The sequence below is a fragment of the Anaeromyxobacter terrae genome (assembly GCF_022690685.1).
Lineage (GTDB): Bacteria > Myxococcota > Myxococcia > Myxococcales > Anaeromyxobacteraceae > Anaeromyxobacter > Anaeromyxobacter terrae.
In genome coordinates this window covers 1-16616 of the sequence record NZ_JALCYY010000021.1, presented here as the reverse complement: position 1 = coordinate 16616, position 16616 = coordinate 1, and the positions used below count along the sequence as shown (strand labels likewise).

At 74.5% G+C, this 16616-nt stretch carries 14 protein-coding genes and 1 pseudogene; 5 read left to right on the top strand and 10 right to left on the bottom strand.

Translation table 11 applies throughout. The features are described 5' to 3' along the window. The first annotated feature begins 130 nt into the window (after window positions 1–130). Window positions 131–1063: a hypothetical protein gene (locus tag MNY62_RS11340; RefSeq protein WP_242344265.1), complete on the top strand. Its 933-nt coding sequence runs from the start codon at window positions 131–133 to the stop codon at window positions 1061–1063. An 85-nt stretch (window positions 1064–1148) separates the two neighbouring features. On the opposite strand, the gene MNY62_RS11335 is transcribed toward MNY62_RS11340, so the two are convergent. From MNY62_RS11335 to mobA, 6 genes are all read right to left on the bottom strand, one after another. After that, window positions 1149–3248, bottom strand: coding sequence for a NarK family nitrate/nitrite MFS transporter (locus MNY62_RS11335; RefSeq protein WP_279426452.1), 2100 nt, complete (start codon window positions 3246–3248; stop codon window positions 1149–1151). Then, window positions 3245–3790 carry a molecular chaperone TorD family protein gene (locus tag MNY62_RS11325; RefSeq protein WP_242344264.1) on the bottom strand — a complete coding sequence of 182 codons (546 nt, stop codon included), beginning with the start codon at window positions 3788–3790 and terminating at the stop codon, window positions 3245–3247. The genes MNY62_RS11335 and MNY62_RS11325 overlap by 4 nt, the downstream gene beginning before the upstream one ends. Beyond that, window positions 3787–5238, bottom strand: a complete 1452-nt coding sequence (narH, locus tag MNY62_RS11320) for a nitrate reductase subunit beta (protein ID WP_279426451.1) — start codon at window positions 5236–5238, stop codon at window positions 3787–3789. The genes MNY62_RS11325 and narH overlap by 4 nt, the downstream gene beginning before the upstream one ends. Window positions 5239–5247: 9 nt before the next feature. Next, window positions 5248–8853: a nitrate reductase subunit alpha gene (locus MNY62_RS11315; protein WP_242344263.1), complete on the bottom strand. Its 3606-nt coding sequence runs from the start codon at window positions 8851–8853 to the stop codon at window positions 5248–5250. Beyond that, window positions 8850–9368, bottom strand: a complete 519-nt coding sequence (locus tag MNY62_RS11310) for a c-type cytochrome (protein WP_242344262.1) — start codon at window positions 9366–9368, stop codon at window positions 8850–8852. The genes MNY62_RS11315 and MNY62_RS11310 overlap by 4 nt, the downstream gene beginning before the upstream one ends. A gap of 277 nt (window positions 9369–9645) precedes the next feature. Continuing rightward, window positions 9646–10257, bottom strand: a complete 612-nt coding sequence (gene mobA, locus MNY62_RS11305) for a molybdenum cofactor guanylyltransferase (RefSeq protein ID WP_242344261.1) — start codon at window positions 10255–10257, stop codon at window positions 9646–9648. 100 nt (window positions 10258–10357) lie between these two features. Here mobA and MNY62_RS11300 point away from each other — a divergent pair, with 100 nt between their 5' ends. Both MNY62_RS11300 and MNY62_RS11295 read left to right on the top strand, forming a co-directional pair. Beyond that, the gene (locus tag MNY62_RS11300; protein ID WP_242344260.1) at window positions 10358–10687 is read left to right on the top strand and encodes a tetratricopeptide repeat protein; all 330 of its coding nucleotides are present in this window, start codon (window positions 10358–10360) and stop codon (window positions 10685–10687) included. Window positions 10688–10693: 6 nt separating this feature from the next. Then, complete coding sequence (locus MNY62_RS11295; protein WP_279426450.1) at window positions 10694–11551, top strand: enoyl-ACP reductase FabI; 858 nt, start codon at window positions 10694–10696, stop codon at window positions 11549–11551. Window positions 11552–11641: 90 nt separating this feature from the next. Here MNY62_RS11295 and MNY62_RS11290 read toward each other — a convergent pair whose 3' ends face one another. The 4 genes from MNY62_RS11290 to MNY62_RS11275 all read right to left on the bottom strand — a co-directional run bounded on the left by MNY62_RS11290 (window position 11642) and on the right by MNY62_RS11275 (window position 14173). Then, entirely contained in the window at window positions 11642–12295 is a 654-nt protein-coding gene (locus MNY62_RS11290) for an MBL fold metallo-hydrolase (protein WP_242344259.1), read from the bottom strand. A 116-nt stretch (window positions 12296–12411) separates the two neighbouring features. Next, the gene (gene erpA / locus MNY62_RS11285) at window positions 12412–12798 is read right to left on the bottom strand and encodes an iron-sulfur cluster insertion protein ErpA (RefSeq protein ID WP_242344258.1); all 387 of its coding nucleotides are present in this window, start codon (window positions 12796–12798) and stop codon (window positions 12412–12414) included. 119 nt (window positions 12799–12917) lie between these two features. Beyond that, window positions 12918–13613 (bottom strand): SDR family oxidoreductase, encoded by a 696-nt coding sequence (locus MNY62_RS11280; RefSeq protein WP_242344257.1) that lies wholly within the window; start codon window positions 13611–13613, stop codon window positions 12918–12920. Further along, complete coding sequence (locus tag MNY62_RS11275; protein ID WP_242344256.1) at window positions 13610–14173, bottom strand: cob(I)yrinic acid a,c-diamide adenosyltransferase; 564 nt, start codon at window positions 14171–14173, stop codon at window positions 13610–13612. Before MNY62_RS11275 ends, MNY62_RS11280 begins: the two co-directional genes overlap by 4 nt. Before the next feature lie 55 nt (window positions 14174–14228). On the opposite strand from MNY62_RS11275, the gene MNY62_RS11270 reads away from it, so the two are divergent. Continuing rightward, the gene (locus tag MNY62_RS11270) at window positions 14229–15569 is read left to right on the top strand and encodes a hypothetical protein (protein WP_242344255.1); all 1341 of its coding nucleotides are present in this window, start codon (window positions 14229–14231) and stop codon (window positions 15567–15569) included. A gap of 612 nt (window positions 15570–16181) precedes the next feature. Continuing rightward, window positions 16182–16616 (top strand): annotated as a pseudogene (locus MNY62_RS11265) (HNH endonuclease); the annotation flags it as partial.

Sequence of the window (16616 nt, the reverse complement as noted above, 5' to 3'; positions counted from 1 at the left end):
GTCGCACACCCGCCGGATGCGCCCGGGGTGCCCCCGTGCACACGCTTAGCAACGGGGAAGTACCGGGAGCCGCGAGCCGGAACGCCGGCCGGCGACGGTGCGGCCGGGCGCCACGCGGCGGGAGGGGGCCATGCGAAAGAATCTCTGGGCGGCCACGCTCATGGCGCTCATCGCCTCGGCCTGCGCGCACGGTGGGCGCAGCCAGCAGGCAAACACACGGCAACAGCAGCCGGTAGTGCAACAGCAGCCGGGGGCGCAGCAGCAGCCTACGCAGCAGCAGCCGACGCAGCAGCAGGCGGCGCAGCAGCAGGCGACGCAGCAGCAGGCGACGCAGCAGCAGCCCGCCGGGAGCACGCCCGGACGGACGCTCGCGGACGAGTGCATCGATCTCCTGAACGGGCGCGTGCAGCAAGGCACCGACGCGGCGGCGCTCCGCGTGCGGTGCGAGGGGCTTTTGCGCGGGAGCGGCGCCGGTACGGTGGCCGCCGCGGGCGTGGGCACGGTGACGCCCCCGCCGGGCGAGACCGTCTCGTCGGGGTTCACGCAGGTGGACGGCGAGCTCGCGGCGCGACGACGGGTCGGTTTCGGCATGACCTCCCGCGGTCCCGTGAACAACACCGTCGTGACGAATCCGCTCGGCTGGTTCAGCGGACTCGGCGTGAACGCCGCCTACATCCGCCCGTTCCCGTGGGAGCACGCCTCGTGGCTCGTGTCGGCGCGCTACTCGCGCACGAACGCCACGAACGGCAACGTGAGCACCTTCGGCTTCGGGACCGGCGCCGACCTGTTCGTCTTCGGGCGCAACAACGAGGGGCTCCGCATCGGGCCGCGCCTCGACCTCGCCTTCGGGCGCGAGACGGTCCAGGGCTCCTCGAGCTTCGCGCGCCTCGGCGTGGCCGGGGAGATCGGCTTCAACTTCATCCACGAGAGCGGCTTCAGCTCGACGGTGGGCGGCGGCTGGGGCGCGAGGCTCGCCGGAGACGCGCAGGACGAGAACTTCTCGAGCTACACGGGCGGGGAGGACGGGCCCTTCCTGAAGCTCGGCATGGGCTATAGCTGGTGAAGACGGGACGCGCGCGGCGCCGCCACGTCGACGGCGCCGTGCGCTCCCCGCTCCCTCCGGTTCGCTGCGCCCCGGGCGCTCGGGATCAGCAGGAGATCCCGGCGCCCCTCCGCGCGTACCACCACGCGGTCGCCGCGACGGCGAGGGCGTAGTACACGACGAGCCCGACGATCGCCGCTCCCGGGCCGCCGGTCAGCGCGAGCGAGGTCCCGAACGCCTTCGGCACGAAGAAGGCGCCGTACGCGGCGACCGCAGACGCGAACCCCGCGACCGCGGCGGACTCGGTCGCCGCCGCGCGGCGCGCGGCCGCCAGGGCGGCGGGAGCGGCGCCGGCGGGAGCGCGGTTGAGGGTCGCGAAGATCGCCGGGATCATGCGGTAGGTGGAGCCGTTCCCGACGCCCGTCGCGGCGAAGAGGAGCACGAACGCGCCGAGGAACGGGCCGAAGTGGCCCGGCGCGCCGCCGCGCGGCAGGAAGGAGAGCACGGCGAGCGCGAGCCCGGCCATGGCGAGGAAATTCCAGAGCGTCACGCGCGCGCCGCCGACGCGATCGGCGAGCCAGCCGCCCACCGGCCGGAACAGCGCGCCCACGAGCGGGCCGAGGAACGCGTAGCGCACGGGGTCCACGCCGGGGAAGGACCCCTTCACGAGGAGCGGCAGCGCGGCCGAGAAGCCGATGAACGAGCCGAAGCTCCCCAGGTAGAGGGCGGAGACGATCCAGGTGTGCCGCTTGCGGAAGATGCGCGCCTGCTCCCGGAACGACGCCCGCGCGCTCGCGACGTCGTCCATGCCGAGCCAGGCGAGGGCCGTCGCGACGAGGATGAACGGCACCCACACGAAGCCGGCGTTCTGCAGCCACAGGTTCTGCTGGACGCCGTTCTTCACGACGACCTGCGGCGCGCCGCCCAGGGCGCCGAACACGCCGGCGGTGATCGCGAACGGCACGAGGAGCTGCATCCCGGACACGCCCAGGTTGCCGAGGCCGCCGTTGAGGCCGAGCGCGGTGCCCTTCTTGGCGCCGGGGAAGAAGAAGCCGATGTTGGCCATGCTGGAGGCGAAGTTCGCGCCGCCGAGGCCGGCGAGGAGCGCGAGGACGAGGAGCACCGGGTAGGGGGTGGTGGGATCCTGCACCGCGACGCCGATGCCGATCGCCGGGACGAGCAGCGACGCGGTCGTGATCGTCGTCCACAGCCGCCCGCCGAACAGCTGGACCGCGAACGAGTAGAAGATCCGGAGCGTCGCCCCGGAGAGCCCCGGCAGCGCGGCGAGCCAGAAGAGCTGGCCGGTGTCGAGCCGGAAGCCCACGTCGGGCAGCCGCACCACCACGACGCTCCAGACCATCCACACGCAGAACGCGAGGAAGAGCGCGAAGATCGAGATCCACAGGTTGCGGCGCGCGGTCGCCTCGCCGCTGCGCGCCCACGCGGCCGCGTCCTCCGGGTCCCAGACCGAGAGCACCTGCGGCTCGAGCGCGCGGGAGCGCAGCACGGCGGAGGCGGGCCGAGGCAGGGTCACGCCGGCGGGGGCGCGGGACCAGACCGTGCGCCCGCGGACGCCGCCGGCGAAGCGCAGCGGGAACGCGACGACGTGCGCGAGGCGCGAGAACGGGATGAGCGCGACGAGCACGAACGCGAGCACCGCGTGCAGCTTCACCGGCGTCGGGAGCACGGCCGCGTAGGCGGGCTCCGGCGAGAGGGTGAAGAGCGAGCGGAGCCAGGGGACGGCCGTGTGCAGGTACCAGACCGAGCCCCAGCGGAGCGAGAGCGTCACGTAGAGGCCGAGCCCGACCTGCAGGACGAGGAGCGCGAGGATGACGACGTCCATCACGCTCGTCACGGCGCGCACGCGCGGCAGGGCGAGCCGGCGCCACAGGAGGATCGCGCCGGCGGCGAGCGCCCAGCCTGCCAGCGCGAGGCCCGTCACCTCGAGGAGGTGCAGCCGCGCCGGGTGGCCGAGCACGCGGCCCATGACGCCCGGGGCGAGGGCCGCGAAGAGGTGCGCGAAGAGGATCGCGAGGATCGCGACGTGCCACGGGATGGCGCCGAAGTGGAGGAGGCGCGACTCGAGGAGCTGCGACGAGCGGGCGGAGATGGGGGCGCCCGCGCCGGCGTGGCGCAGGACGAGCCCGGCCGCCGCGAGCGCGACGGCGACGTAGGGGACGACGGCGAAGAGGACGAGGTCCGTCATGGTCCGGCCTCCTGGGGCGCGACGGGCGGGCCGGCCGGCGCGGGCAGCGCCGCGACGAGCGCCTCGAGGGCGGCCCGGTACGGGTGGTCGTGGGGGAGCGCGTCCGCCGCGCGCCGGGCGGCGGGGGCGAGCACGAGGGCGGCGACGTCCTCCGCCTCGCCGCCCTCCGGCGCCTCGGCGACGTAGCGGAGGAGCTCCGCGAAGTGGTCGGGCACCTCGCTCGCGCGCGCGAGGCCCGCCGCCGCGCGGAGGGACGCGAGGTGAGCGAGGAGCGCGTTGCGGCGAGGCCCCTCGCCGCAGAGGTGCACGCCTGCGTACGGGCTCACCGCGGGGCGGAGATCGAAGGTGGCCGTGTAGAGCTCCTCCGCGCCGCCCGGGCCGAGCAGCGCGAGCCGGTCGGCGAGCGCGTCGAGCGCGGCGCCGACGCCGCCGGGGAGCCGGCCCGCGTGGGCCCGCAGGCGGCCGGGGAGCGCGTCGTCGGGGTACGAGAGGAGCTCGGCGAAGGCGCGCGCCGCCTCGCGCGAGAGCGCGGGTCCGGTCACGGCACCCTCGCGCGGAGGCCGGCGAGGCCCTGGAGCCCGACGAGCTGCTCGGTCTCCTCCTCGCGCCCGCCGGGCGGCCGCACCACGCGCTCGCGCAGCGTCGGGTACACGGTGAGCCGGTGGAGCGCGTCGGCCGCCTCGGGGGTGAGGCCCGCTGCCTTCAGCGCCTCGGCCGCGTCCGCCTCGCTGACGTCGCCCACGGTGGCGGCGCGGCGGCGGGTGCGCACCGCGACGAGCCGCCGGAGCGCGGCCCGGACGACCTCGTCGTTGCCGGCCGCGAACATCGCGGCGAGGTAGCGGACCGGGATGCGCTGCGCGTCGGCCTGGGTGAGCGCCGCGCCGTCGGCCGCGCCGGTGCGCACGGGCGAGAGGGGCGGGACGTAGAAGACCATGGGGAGCGTGCGGAACTCGGGGTGGAGCGGCAGCGCCACCTCCCACTGGCGCACGAACCGGTCGGCCGGCGAGCGCCGCGCGGCGTCGAGGGTCGCGTCGGAGATCCCGCTCCGGCGCGCCGCGGCGACGACCTCGGGGTCCCCCGGGTCGAGCAGCGCGGCGCGCTGCGCGGCGACGAGCTCCTGCGCCGGCGCGCGCGCGGCGCGCAGGGCCGCCGCGGGGTCGTAGAGCAGGATCCCCTGGTAGCGGATCCTGCCGACGCACGCCTGGAAGCAGGCTGGCGGCTCGCCGCTCTCGACGCGCGGGTAGCAGCCGATGCACTTCTCCGACTTCCCCTCCGACCAGGAGTGGAACGTCTTCTTGTACGGGCAGGCCGGGACGCACATGCGCCACCCGCGGCAGGCCTCCCGGTCGATGAGCACGATCCCGTCCTCGCCGCGCTTGTAGATCGCGCCGGATGGGCAGGCGGCGGCGCAGGCCGGGTTGAGGCAGTGGTTGCAGGTGCGGGGGAGGTGGAAGAAGACGAGCCCCTCGAGCGCCAGGAGCGCCTCGCGCTCGGCCGGCTCGAGCGCGGCGAGGTTGGGATCCGCGGCGGCGTGGACGTCCGAGCCGGCGAGATCGTCGTCCCAGTTCGGGCCGGCGCTCGGATCGATGGGGCGGCCGGTCACCGCCGACACCGGCCGCGCGGTGGGCAGGTCGTCCGAGGGCTTCGCCTGGAAGAGATCCTCGTAGCGGTAGGTCCACGGCTCGTACTGGTCGTCGAGCGTGGGCAGCCGCGGCGCCTGGAACAGGTGCTCGAGGAGGCTGCCGCGGCCGCCGAGGCGGAGCCGGAGCTCGCCGTCCTCGACCACGAAGCCGCCGCGGTGGCGCTCCTGGTCCTCCCACAGCGCCGGGTACCCCGTCCCGGGCCGGGTCTCCACGTTGTTCCACCACATGTGCTCGGAGCCGCGCCGGTCGGTCCACAGGTTCTTGCAGACCACCGAGCAGGTGTGACAGCCGATGCACTTGTCGAGGTGGAACACCGACGCGAGCTGCGCGCGCACGTCCATTCCCATGGTGTCCTCCTAGTACTCCGGCGCCCGCTCGAGCCTGCGCACGAGCGCGTACGCGTCGCGGTTCGTCCCGGTGGGCCCCCAGTAGTTGAAGCCGTACGAGATCTGCCCGTAGGCGCCGAGCATGAGCGTGGGCTTGAGGCGGATCCGCATGAGCGAGTTGTGCACGCCCGCGCGCCGGCCGCCGCGCGTGGGCGTCCGCGGGGTCGCGATCGTCCGCTCCGGCGCGTGGTACTGCATCGCGATGCCGCGCGGCACGCGCGCGCTCACCACCGCCTTCGTCACCACCGCGCCGTGGTCGTTCACGACCTCGACCCAGTCGCCGTCCCGGATCCCGGTCCCGGCGGCGTCGCGGTCGTTGAGCCAGAGCGGGTGGAGCCCGCGCGAGAGGGTGAGCATCCGGACCGTGTCGCCGTAGGTGGAGTGGATGCTCCACTTTCCGTGCGGGGTGATGAAGTTCACCTTCAGCACCGGCCCGCTCGCCTGGGTGGCGTCGAGGTCCTGCAGGAGCGCCGGATCGAGCTTCGGCTTGTAGGTGGGGAGCCCCTCGCCGGCGGCGAGGAAGCCCGGGTGATCGAGGTAGAGGTGCGCGCGGCCGGTGAGCGTCCGCCACGGGACGAGCCGCTCGACGTTGAGGGCGTAGGCCGTGTACGGCCGGCCGTCGTTCACGATGCCGGTCCAGCACGGGCTCGTGAGGACGCGGCGCGGCTGGGCGGCGAGGTCCTCGAAGGTGGTCCGCACGCCGCGCGTCCCCTCGGCGAGGTCCGCGAGCGGCACCCCGACCTTCTTCTCCTCCTCGTGGAACGCGCGCCAGGCGACCTCGCCGTTCGTCTCGGGCGCGAGGTGCAGCACCACGTTCGCGGCGTCGCGCGCCGTCGCGACCGAAGGGTAGGTCTTCCCGCCGAAGGTGACGGTGGGCCGCTCGCGCACGAGCTCGTCGTAGAGATCGGCGATGGGCCAGGAGAGGCCGTGGGCGCCGACGCCCTGCTCGCGGGCGAGCGGCCCGAGCGCGCGGAAGCGCTCGGCGAGGTGCGCGTAGTCGCGCTCGACGACCGAGAGCACGGGCGCGTTCTTGCCGGGGACGAGCGGCGCCGCGCCGTCCACCCAGTCCGGCGTCTCGGGATCGCCCATCTCCGCGGGCGTGTCGTGGGCGATCGCCGTCGCGACGAGGTCGAGCACGGGGGAGGGGAGGTGCGCCTTCGCGAGCGCGGTGACCGCGTCGGCGAGCGCCGCGAACGCGTCGAAGTCGCTCTTCGCCTCCCAGCAGGGCGGGACCGCCGCCTGCATCGGGTGGACGAACGAGTGGAGGTCGGTCGAGGAGAGGTCGTCCTTCTCGTAGGAGGTCGCCGCGGGCAGGACCACGTCGGCGAGGAGGCCGGTGGTGGTCATCCGGAAGTCGAGCGCGACGACGAGGTCGAGCTTCCCCTCCGGCGCGGGGCGCACCACCGCGTCGCGCGCGCCGTCTGGCGACTCCTCGGCGATCGAGAGCGCCTTCACGCCGAGGTAGTAGCGGAGGAAGTACTCGTGCCCCTTGGCGCTCGAGGAGAGGGCGTTCCCGCGCCAGGCGAGGAGCACCCGCGGCCACGCCTCCGGCGCGTCGGGATCCTCCACCGCGAGCCGCACGCGCTTCTCCTCGAGCGCGCGCGCCAGGTGGGCGGTCATGGCCTTCGGATCCGGCCCGACGGCGGCGGACGCCTCCCGGGCGAGCTCGAGCGAGCTCCGGTCGAACTGCGGGTAGAAGGGGAGCCAGCCCCGCCGCACCGCGCGGATCTGGTGGTCCATCGCGTGCGGGCGATCGCCGCGCGAGGCAGGGTCGAGCCGCCCCTCGCGCTCGGCGCGCTCGTAGCGCCACTGGTCGGAGTGGACGTAGTGGAACGAGGGCGCGTTCTGGAAGCGCGGCGGCTTCGCCCAGTCGAGCGCACCGGCGAGCGTGGCCCACGGCGCGACCGGCGCGAGCTTCTCCTGGCCGACGTAGTGGTTCAGGCCCGCGCCGTTCTTGCCGACGCAGCCGCAGAGCATGAGGGTCGTGAGCGCGGCGCGGTAGGCGAGGTCCGCGTGGTACCAGTGGTTCACGCCCGCGCCGATGATGACGGAGCAGCGCCCGCCGGTGCGCTCGGCCGTGTCCGCCCACTCGCGCGCGAGCCTCACGACCTGCGCGCGGTCCACGCCGGTGTACCGCTCCTGCCAGGCCGGCGTGAACGGCTGGGCGTCGTCGTCGTAGCTCGCCGGGTACTCGCCCGCGAGCCCGCGCCCCACCCCGTGCTGCGCGAAGAGCAGATCCTGGACGGTGGCGACCGCCACGCGGCCCGCGTCCGTCTCGACGAAGCGCACCGGCACGCCGCGCCGCCACACCCGGTCCGAGCCGAAGTCGGCCACCTCGAGCTCGACCACCGCGTCGTGCCGCTCGAGGAACGAGAGCACCGGGTCGATGGGCGTGCCGTCCTGGCCGTCCTCGAGCTTCAGGTTCCACTGCCCCTTCCGCGCCTGCCAGCGGAAGCCGAGCGTGCCCTGCGGCATGCGCGGGGCGTCGGCGGCGCGATCCCACACCAGGAACTTGAACCCGCCGTGCTCCTCTCCGCGGTAGCGGGGGAGGGCGCCCGCGCGGAGCATGCGCCCGGGCGCGGCGACGCCGTCCTTCACGTCGAGCGCGACGAGGAACGGCGCGTCGGTGTAGCGGGCGAGGAAGTCGCGGAACGCCGGGACCTCGCGCTGCGCGTGGACCTCGGTGAGCAGCACGTGGTTCACCGCGCAGAGCAGCGCGCCGTCCTGCCCGGCGTGCGCGGGGATCCACCAGTCGGACTGGCGGCAGGTGGGGTTGAAGTCGGGTGACAGGACGACGACCTTCGACCCGTCGTGGCGCGCCTCCGCGAGGAAGTGCGCGTCGGGCGTGCGCGTCACCGCCACGTTCGAGCCGAGCACGAGCACGTACTTGCTGTTGAACCAGTCGGCGCTCTCCGCGACGTCGGTCTGCTCGCCGAACACCTCCGGCGAGGCGTTCGGGAGGTCGCAGTACCAGTCGTAGAAGGAGAGGTTCACGCCGCCGAGCAGCTGGAGGAAGCGCGAGCCCGCCGCGAACGAGAGCATCGACATGGCCGGGATGGGCGAGAACCCGATGACGCGGTCCGGCCCCCAGCGCTTCACGGTGTGGACGATCGACGCCGCGACGATCTCGAGCGCCTCCTGCCAGCTCGCGCGGCGGAAGCCGCCCTTGCCGCGCGCCGCCTGGAGCGCGGCGCGGCGCGCGGGGTCGGCCATGAGCGCGCCGAAGGCAACCACGGGATCGGCGTCCGCGGCCTTCGCCGCGCGCCACGCGTCGAGGAGCGCGCCGCGCACGTAGGGGGTCTTCACGCGGAGCGGAGAGTAGAGGTACGTCGAGTAGCACGCGCCGCGCTGGCAGCCGCGCGGCTCGTAGGGCGGCACGCCCTCGAGGGCGGGGTAGTCGGTCGCCTGCGTCTCGAAGGCGACGATCCCCTCCTTCACGTGCACGTTCCAGGAACAGCTCCCGGTGCAGTTCACGCCGTGGGTGGAGCGCACCGTGCGGTCGTGCTGGTACCGGTCGCGCCAGAGCCGCTCCCAGCGGCGCGAGGCCGGATCGAGGACGTCGCGCAGGAAGCTCATCGGGATCCTCCCTCGGCACGGCGGGCTGCCGCGAGCGCGGCGGTGACGGGCGGCATGCGGCGGCGGAACAGGACGGCGAGGAGCGCGAGGATCGCGGCGGCGACGAGGCCCGCCTCGAGGAGCAGGCGCCCGAGCGCGCCACCCGCGGGCGGCGGCGCCGCGCGCGCCTCGAGCAGGAACGCCGCGAGGTCCGCGCGCTCGCCCTGGGTGAGCGCGTGGCCGCGGTAGATGGGCTCCATGCTCGGGAAGGGCACGTCCTCGAGCGCGGTCGCGAGCGTCTCCGCGTCGTAGGTCTCCCCCGCGGCGGAGAGGTCCGGCCCGAAGCTCGCGCTGAAGGCGAGCCCGTGGCCCGCGAGCCCGTGGCAGGCGAGGCACGGCGCGCCGCCGTTCTTGAGCGGGGTCGTGCCGACGTACAGCGCCTCACCCTCGCGCGGGTCCACGGCGGCGCTGGACAGGGTGGGGGTGAGCGCGGCGGCGACGATGAGCGCGCCGCACAGGCGATCGATGTGGCGCATCGCGTGCTCCTCGGTGCGTGTCGATGATGCGATTCCTGGTTAGCGCAGGAATTGCCGACGCTGGAAGAGACCCCATCGGTGGCCATTCGGGGCCTAAATTGACGTGCGTCAAGAAGACGCGCCGCACACGGCCGCGGCCACCGATGGAGCGGTAGGTCGGATCCGGGCATCCGCATGCTTTGCGCGCGCTTGCTCCGCGAGTCGCTGGGAATGGGGACCGCGTTGACGGAGCGGCGAGAGCGGTCGTGGCGGTCGCGGCGGGCGCGCCGCGGGGCCGTCACGCGGGCTCGACGAGCCCGAGCCGTGCGAGATCCTCGGGCGTGTTCGCGTTCGCGAAGGCGCGGCCTTCGGGATCGATCGCGCGCCACTCCGCCTCCTCCACGATCGCCGCCTCGACGCTGCGGGCGATCGTCTGGAGCGACGGATCGCCCTCCGCGAGGAGGCGCGAGAGGAGCGGCAGGCACGCGCGCGACCAGAGCGCGTGCAAGGGCTCGAGGCGCCCCTGCCAGCGCACCACCACCGCGTCGACCCCGGCGCGTCGCGCCGCGAGGAGCGCGACGCCGGCCTCGGAGACGAAGGGCATGTCGCAGCCCGCGGTGAACACCCAGGTCGTGCGCGACGCCGAGAGCGCGGCGTGCACGCCGCCGGGCGCGCCCTTCCCCGGGACGAGATCGGGCACGATGGGCGCGCCGAGCGCCGCGTAGGGCGCGGGGTCGTTCGCGACGACGAGCGCGCCGCCGTCGAAGAGCGCGCGGAACAGCCTGAGCGAGCGCGCGGCGATGGGCTCGCCGCCCACGCGCAGGAGCCCCTTGGGCCGGCCGCCCAGGCGCGTCGCTCGCCCGCCCGCGATGAGCGCGCCCGTACAGTCCGAGATGCGTGCCGCCGTCACCGCGGTCGAGCATAACCTGCGGGGGCCGCTCCCGCGGGGCGGCCGGCCTTCCCCCGCTACTGGAGTCGAGCGGTCGATTCGGGTACAACCCTACCCCCCTATGACGCCGGAACAGCGCATCGAGGCCTTCCGGGCGTTCGTGGCGAAGAGCCCGGACGACGCCTTCGCGCGCTACTCGCTCGCGATGGCGCTCCGCACCGCCGGCCGCGGAGACGAGGCCATCGCGGAGTTCCGCGAGACGGCGCGGCGCAAGCCCGATTACGTCCCCACCTACCTCATGCTCGGCCAGTCGCTGGAGACCGCCGGTCGCGAGGGCGAGGCGGCGCGGGCCTACGAGGACGGGATCGCGGCCGCGACCCGCACGAACGACATGCACGCACGGAGCGAGCTCTCGCAGGCGCTCGACGCAGTGCGCGCGCGAGGAGCCTGACAGAAGATGAGCCCCATCGATCCCAAGAACGTGGAAGTCACCCGCGCGCGCATGGAGACGGACGACGTCCGGCGCTCCCTCGGCGGCCTCCTGCGCGGCAAGCGCGCGCTCGTCACGGGCGTCGCGAACGATCGCTCCATCGCGTGGGCGATCGCCGAGGCGTTCCAGCGCGAGGGCGCCGAGCTCGCCTTCACGTACCCGGGCGAGTCGATGGAGAAGCGCGTCCGACCGATCGCCGAGGGTATCGGCGCGAAGGCCATCCTCGACTGCGACGTCTCGAAGGACGAGGACATCGACCGCACGGTCGCCGAGCTCGGCAAGGTCTGGGATCGCGTCGACGTGCTCGTCCACTCGATCGGCTTCGCGCCGCGCAGCGCGCTCGACGGCCGCTTCACCGAGGTGACGACGCGCGACGCCTGGCGCATCACGATGGACGTCTCGGCCTACTCGCTCATCGCCCTCGCCCGCGCGTTCAAGCCGATGATGCCCGCCGGCTCGAGCATCGTGACGCTCACCTACTACGGCGCCGAGAAGGTCGTCCGGAACTACAACGTGATGGGCGTCGCGAAGGCCGCGCTCGAGTCGTCGATGCGCTACCTCGCCGAGGACCTCGGCCAGGACGGGATCCGGGTGAACGCGATCAGCGCCGGGCCGATCAAGACGCTCGCCGCCGCGGGCATCAAGGGCATGCGCACCATGCTCGGCGAGAACGCGGCGAAGACCCCGCTCCGCCGGAACGTCGACCAGGAGGACTGCGCGAGCGCGGCCCTCTACCTCTGCTCGGACCTCGCGCGGAACGTGACGGGCGAGGTGCTGCACGTCGACGCGGGGCAGAACATCCTGGGCGTCGTGTCGATGGAGTGAGTCGCCCGCCCGTCCTATCGACGGGCCAGGGACAGCTGACCTCGGGCTCGGGCCGCCGCTCGGGACGAGCGGATCGAGCCCGGCCGCCGCTCACAGGAACCGGCCGCGCCGGGGCTTCTCCCCCACGAACGGGTTCGAGCGCCGCTCCTCGCCGAGGAGGCCCGCCGGCCCGTGGCCGGGGTGGAAGCGCACCTCGTCGCCGAGCGGGAAGAGCTTCCCCTGGATGGACGCGTGCAGGGCGTCGAAGTCGCCGCCCGGGAGATCCGTCCGCCCGACCGAGCCCGCGAACAGCGTGTCCCCGCTGAAGAGCAGCCGCTCCTCGGGGAAGAAGAGGCAGATCGAGCCGGGGCTGTGACCGGGCGTGTGGATGACGCGCCCCTCGGACGCGCCGACGCGGAAGGACTCGCCGTCGGCGGGGTGGTGATCCACGGCCGGCGCGACGACCGGGTCGAACCCGAACATCTCCGCCTGGCGCGGGAGCGCCTCGAGCCAGCCCGCGTCGGCGGCGTGGAGCGAGAGCGGCGCGCCGGTCGCCTCCTTCGCCTCGGCGGCCCCGGCGACATGATCGATGTGGCCGTGGGTGCAGACGATCCGCGTCACGCGCCAGCCCGGCTCGACGAGGCCGAGGACGCGCGGGACCTCGCCGCCCGGGTCGACGAGGAGCGCCTCGCCCGTGCGGTCGCACGCGGCGACGTAGGCGTTCGCGGCGAAGGGGCCGACGACGGCGTTCCGGACGACGAGCATCGCTGCGACCCCCCGCCGCCGCGCCTCGCCGGGCCCCTCGAAGCACGAGGGCCGGTGGGAAGTGGATCCCCCGGCCCTCGGCGACGATCACGGGCCCGCCGCTCGCGGGCGCGCGCCTAGTACGAGAACGACGACCCGCAGCCGCAGGTCGTACGCGCGTTCGGGTTGACGAACTTGAAGCCGGCGCCCTGCAGGCCGACCACGTAGTCGATCGTGACGCCCTGGAGGTACATCGAGCTCATCGGATCGACGTAGAGCTTCACGCCGTCCTGCTCGAACGCGACGTCGCCCTCGCGCGGATCCTTCTCGAAGTCCATCGAGTACTGGAAGCCGGCGCAGCCGCCACCCATGACGCCGACGCGGATGCCGTACGCGTGGAGGCCTTCGCGCTCCATCGCGTCCTTCACCATCTCGATCGCCTTGGCGGTGAGGCTGACGGGATTCTCCGTCCCTACGTCGGCGGGAGCGGCAGGGGTGACGGGAGTCTGGGTGATGGCATCCATGTGTCGAAAGTCTCCGTGGCGGGCTGATTGCCCGCCCGCTTTGATGTGACGCAAGGGAGTCTAACAGCGGGGGTCGGACGCTTCAACGCGAGGTGGGACGGCCGACAGCGCGCCGCGATTCAGGCTCGCCCCGAGAGGTGGCGTCCGCCGTCCACGGGGAGCACCGCGCCCGTCACGAAGGGCGCCCCGGCGAGGAAGCGCACGGCCGCCGCGACGTCGGCGGGGGTGCCCGCCCGCCCCAGCGGGATGCGCGCGGTGAGCGTGCGGCGCAGCCTCTCCGGGTAGGTCTCCGGCCAGAGCACCGTCCCAGGGGCGACGGCGTTCACCCGGATCTCGGGGGCGAGCTCCAGCGCCAGGCACTCGGTGAGCCGGACGAGCGCCGCCTTGGAGGCCGCGTAGGCGGCGAAGCCGCGCCACGGCACGAGCCCGCCGCCCACGTCGGCGACGTTCACGATGGAGCCGCGCGCGCGGCGCAGGAGGGGGAGGAGCGCGCGAGAGAGCAGGAGCGGCGCGCGAGCGTTGAGGTCCATCTGCGAGTCGAACGCGGCGGCGTCGGTCTCCTCGAGCGGCAGCGCGTCGAACGCGGCGGCGCTGTTCACGAGCAGATCGAGCCGCCGGTGGGTGCGCCCGAAGGCGGCGGCGAGCGCGGCGGGCCCGTCCGGCTGGGCGAGGTCCGCCTGCAGCGCGCCGCCGAGGCCGCGCGGCGGGTGCGAGCGGTAGTGGGCGACGACCGTGTACCCGTGGCGCGAGAGGTCGCGCGCGATGGCGTTCCCCAGCCGCACGCCCGCGCCGGTGACGAGCGCGACGGGCCTCACCCCTCGCCCCCGCGCGGCGGATCCCAGATCGTCTCGTCGCGCCTCGCCCGCGCGTTCGCGAGGCGGGCGGCGACGAACAGGAAGTCGGAGAGCCGGTTCAGGTACGCGAGCGCCTCGGGCGCCACCTCGACCTCGGCCGCGAGCGCCACCACCCGCCGCTCCGCGCGGCGGCAGACGCAGCGCGCGAGGTGGAGCGCCGCCGCCGCGCGCGTGCCGCCGGGGAGGACGAACTGGCGGAGCGGCGGGAGCGCGGCGTCGAACGCGTCGATCGCCGCCTCGAGCCGGGCGGTCCACGCCGCGTCGATGGGCGGGATCGCGCCGCGCGCCTTCGCCTCGTGCGGCGTCGCGAGCTCGGCGCCGACGCAGAACAGCTCGTGCTGCACGCGCGCGAGCTGGGCGTCGATCTCGGGGTCCTCGACGATGGCGCGCACCGCGCCCACCGCCGCGTTGAGCTCGTCGACCTCGCCGTAGGCGTCGACCCGCGCGTCGCTCTTCCGCACGCGCGGCCCCCCGAACAGGCCGGTCTCTCCGCGATCGCCGCTCTTCGTGTAGATCTTCACGCCAGCGTGCCTATCAGAGGCACGAGGCGGGCCGCAACGCCCGCGCGAGGAGCGGATGGAGCCGATCTTCGAGGGAGACGCGCTCGCCACGATCGGGCGCGCGGCGGCGGAGCGCGCCTGGGCGGGCGGGCTCACGGTGGCGAGGCCCGACGGGAGCGTGGTGCCGATCCCGCTCGTCGCCGAGCCGGAGGTGCTCTCGCGCGAGGCGCTCGCCGCCGCCGCGCGGGAGGCCCAGGCGATCCTGTCCGGCGCAGTGAAGCTCGCGCGCCACCTCCTCCTCCAGGGCGACGCGCGCGACCGCGCCGCGCTCGTGGGGCCGTTCGAGGGGCTCGAGGCGGAGGCGATGGCGAAGCTCTTCGCCGAGGCGCCGCTCCCCGTGCTCCACGCCCGGGTCGACTTCCTCGTCCCGGAGGACGGCGGGCCACCCCGCGCGCTCGAGCTCAACGCGACCATCCCCGCCATGTCCGGCTACGCGGATCTCGCCGCGCACGCGTGGATCCGCGCCGCCGCGGCCGCGCGCGGGAAGCCGCCGCGCGAGGCGGAGGCGCTCGTCGCCCGCTGCGGCAGCCACATGGAGCGGCTCCGCGAGGTGCTCGTCGCGTACTACCGGGCGCGCGGCGGCACGCGCGAGCGCCCCTCGATCGCGATCGTCGCACGCCCCGGGGACGCGCAGATCGGCGAGCTCCGGCGCCTCGCGGCCCACCTCGGGCAGATGGGCCACGCGGCGGCGAACCTCGTCCCCGCGGAGTGCGAGCCCGAGCGCTGGGACGTGCTCTACCGGCACGTGTGGGCGAACCGCGTGGACCCGGCGGCGCCGTTCGCGCGCGCGCTGCTCGCCCCCGCGCGCCACGTGCTCGTGAACCCGGTGAACGGCCTGCTCGAGGCGAAGGCGCTCTTCGCGCGGCTGTCGGAGTGCGCGGAGGACGGGGAGCTCGCCGCGCGCGCCGGGCTCGACGCCGCGGAGCGCGCGGCCGCGGCGCGCCTCCCCGTGACGCGGCGGCTCACGGAGACGCTCGCGCCGCGCCTCCTCGAGGAGCAGGCGCGCTGGGTGCTGAAGCGGAGCTGGGACTACGGCGGCAAGAGCGTGCACCTCGGCGCGGAGGAGGGGCGCGAGGAGTGGGCGAGGACCGTCGAGGCGGCGCTCGGCGACGCGCGCGGGGGCGGGTTCGTCGCGCAGGAGCGGATCTTCGCGGCGCGCCGGCCGGCGACGCGCGTGACGCCCGACGGCCTCGAGCGCGGCGTCCTCTACCGCGACCTGTCCACCTACTGCGGCCTCGGGCCCTCGCGGGCGGACGGCTCGGTCGTCCGCGCCGCCGCCTCACCGGTGGTCAACATCCTCGGCGGTGGCGGCCTCGCGCCGGTGGTGCCCGCGGACGTGTACGAGGCCCTGCGGTGATCGCCCGGGGGAGGCGACGACGAGCTCTGCTCGGAGGGGCGGGGCGCAGCCCTCAGAAGGATTCATCACAGTTCAGGGCCGACCGCCGGAGGGCCGTACGCCGATGGACCGGCGTATGGATGCGCACATCGGACTCGGGCATCGACGAGGTGGGATCGCGCTGTCCGGGCACCGGTTCCGAGCGGCCCAGCGGGCGTGGCGGGTGCAGGCGAGCGTCTCTCCACCGAGAGCGTCTTGCCGCGGGCGCTCGCGCCCAAGCGCGGAGGCGAGCCGGAAGCGGCGCAGGCGCTTGCGTGTGTTCACTGTACGTAACAACTATCGCCAGAGGTAGTGCCGGCCGTCGTACGCGATTCATGGCGATGTGAACAATCCGTCCCAGTTGCGGTGCGTGAAGGAACGCCCTTGACTGCTCCCCGCCGAAGTTCCGCTCCTGGGTTCGAGGCGGCGCGACAGAGCCACTCACGCGCGCGCACCTGGGCCTGGCGCGCGCGTTCGACCGCGGCAGGGGGTTGCCGAGGGGAGGCCGAAGATGGCCGCGCTGGCGCGAGCCTGGAGCGCCTCCGGAGCTCCCGAAAACGCGTGTTACGAAGGGTGCATCTGGAGGTGCACTCCATGTCTTCGCTCGCCCCCGCTTCCCTCGACTCGAGCGTCCTCGCCGTTCGCCTGCGCGAGCTCGCCGGAGAGGAACGAAACGTCCAGGTGGACTTCCTCCTTCACCTCGACGAGTTCGAACGGCGGCGCGCCTTCGTCGAGGCGGGGCATGCCTCGCTCTGGGCCTATTGCCTGAAGGTCCTCCACCTCCGGGAGGGGGCCGCCGGCCGGCGCATCCAGGCCATGCGCGTGCTGCGCCGGTTCCCGAGCCTCGAGGCGCCGTTGCGCGATGGGCGCGTCTGCCTGTCTACCGTGGGGCTCCTCGGCCAGGTTCTCACCGACGAGAACGTGGGCGATCTCCTCGCCCGCGCCGCGTACCGGACCCGCGCCGAGGTCGAGCACCTCGTCGCCTCCATCCAGGCCCGCGCCGCGCCGCGCGCGGGGATCCGAAAGCTC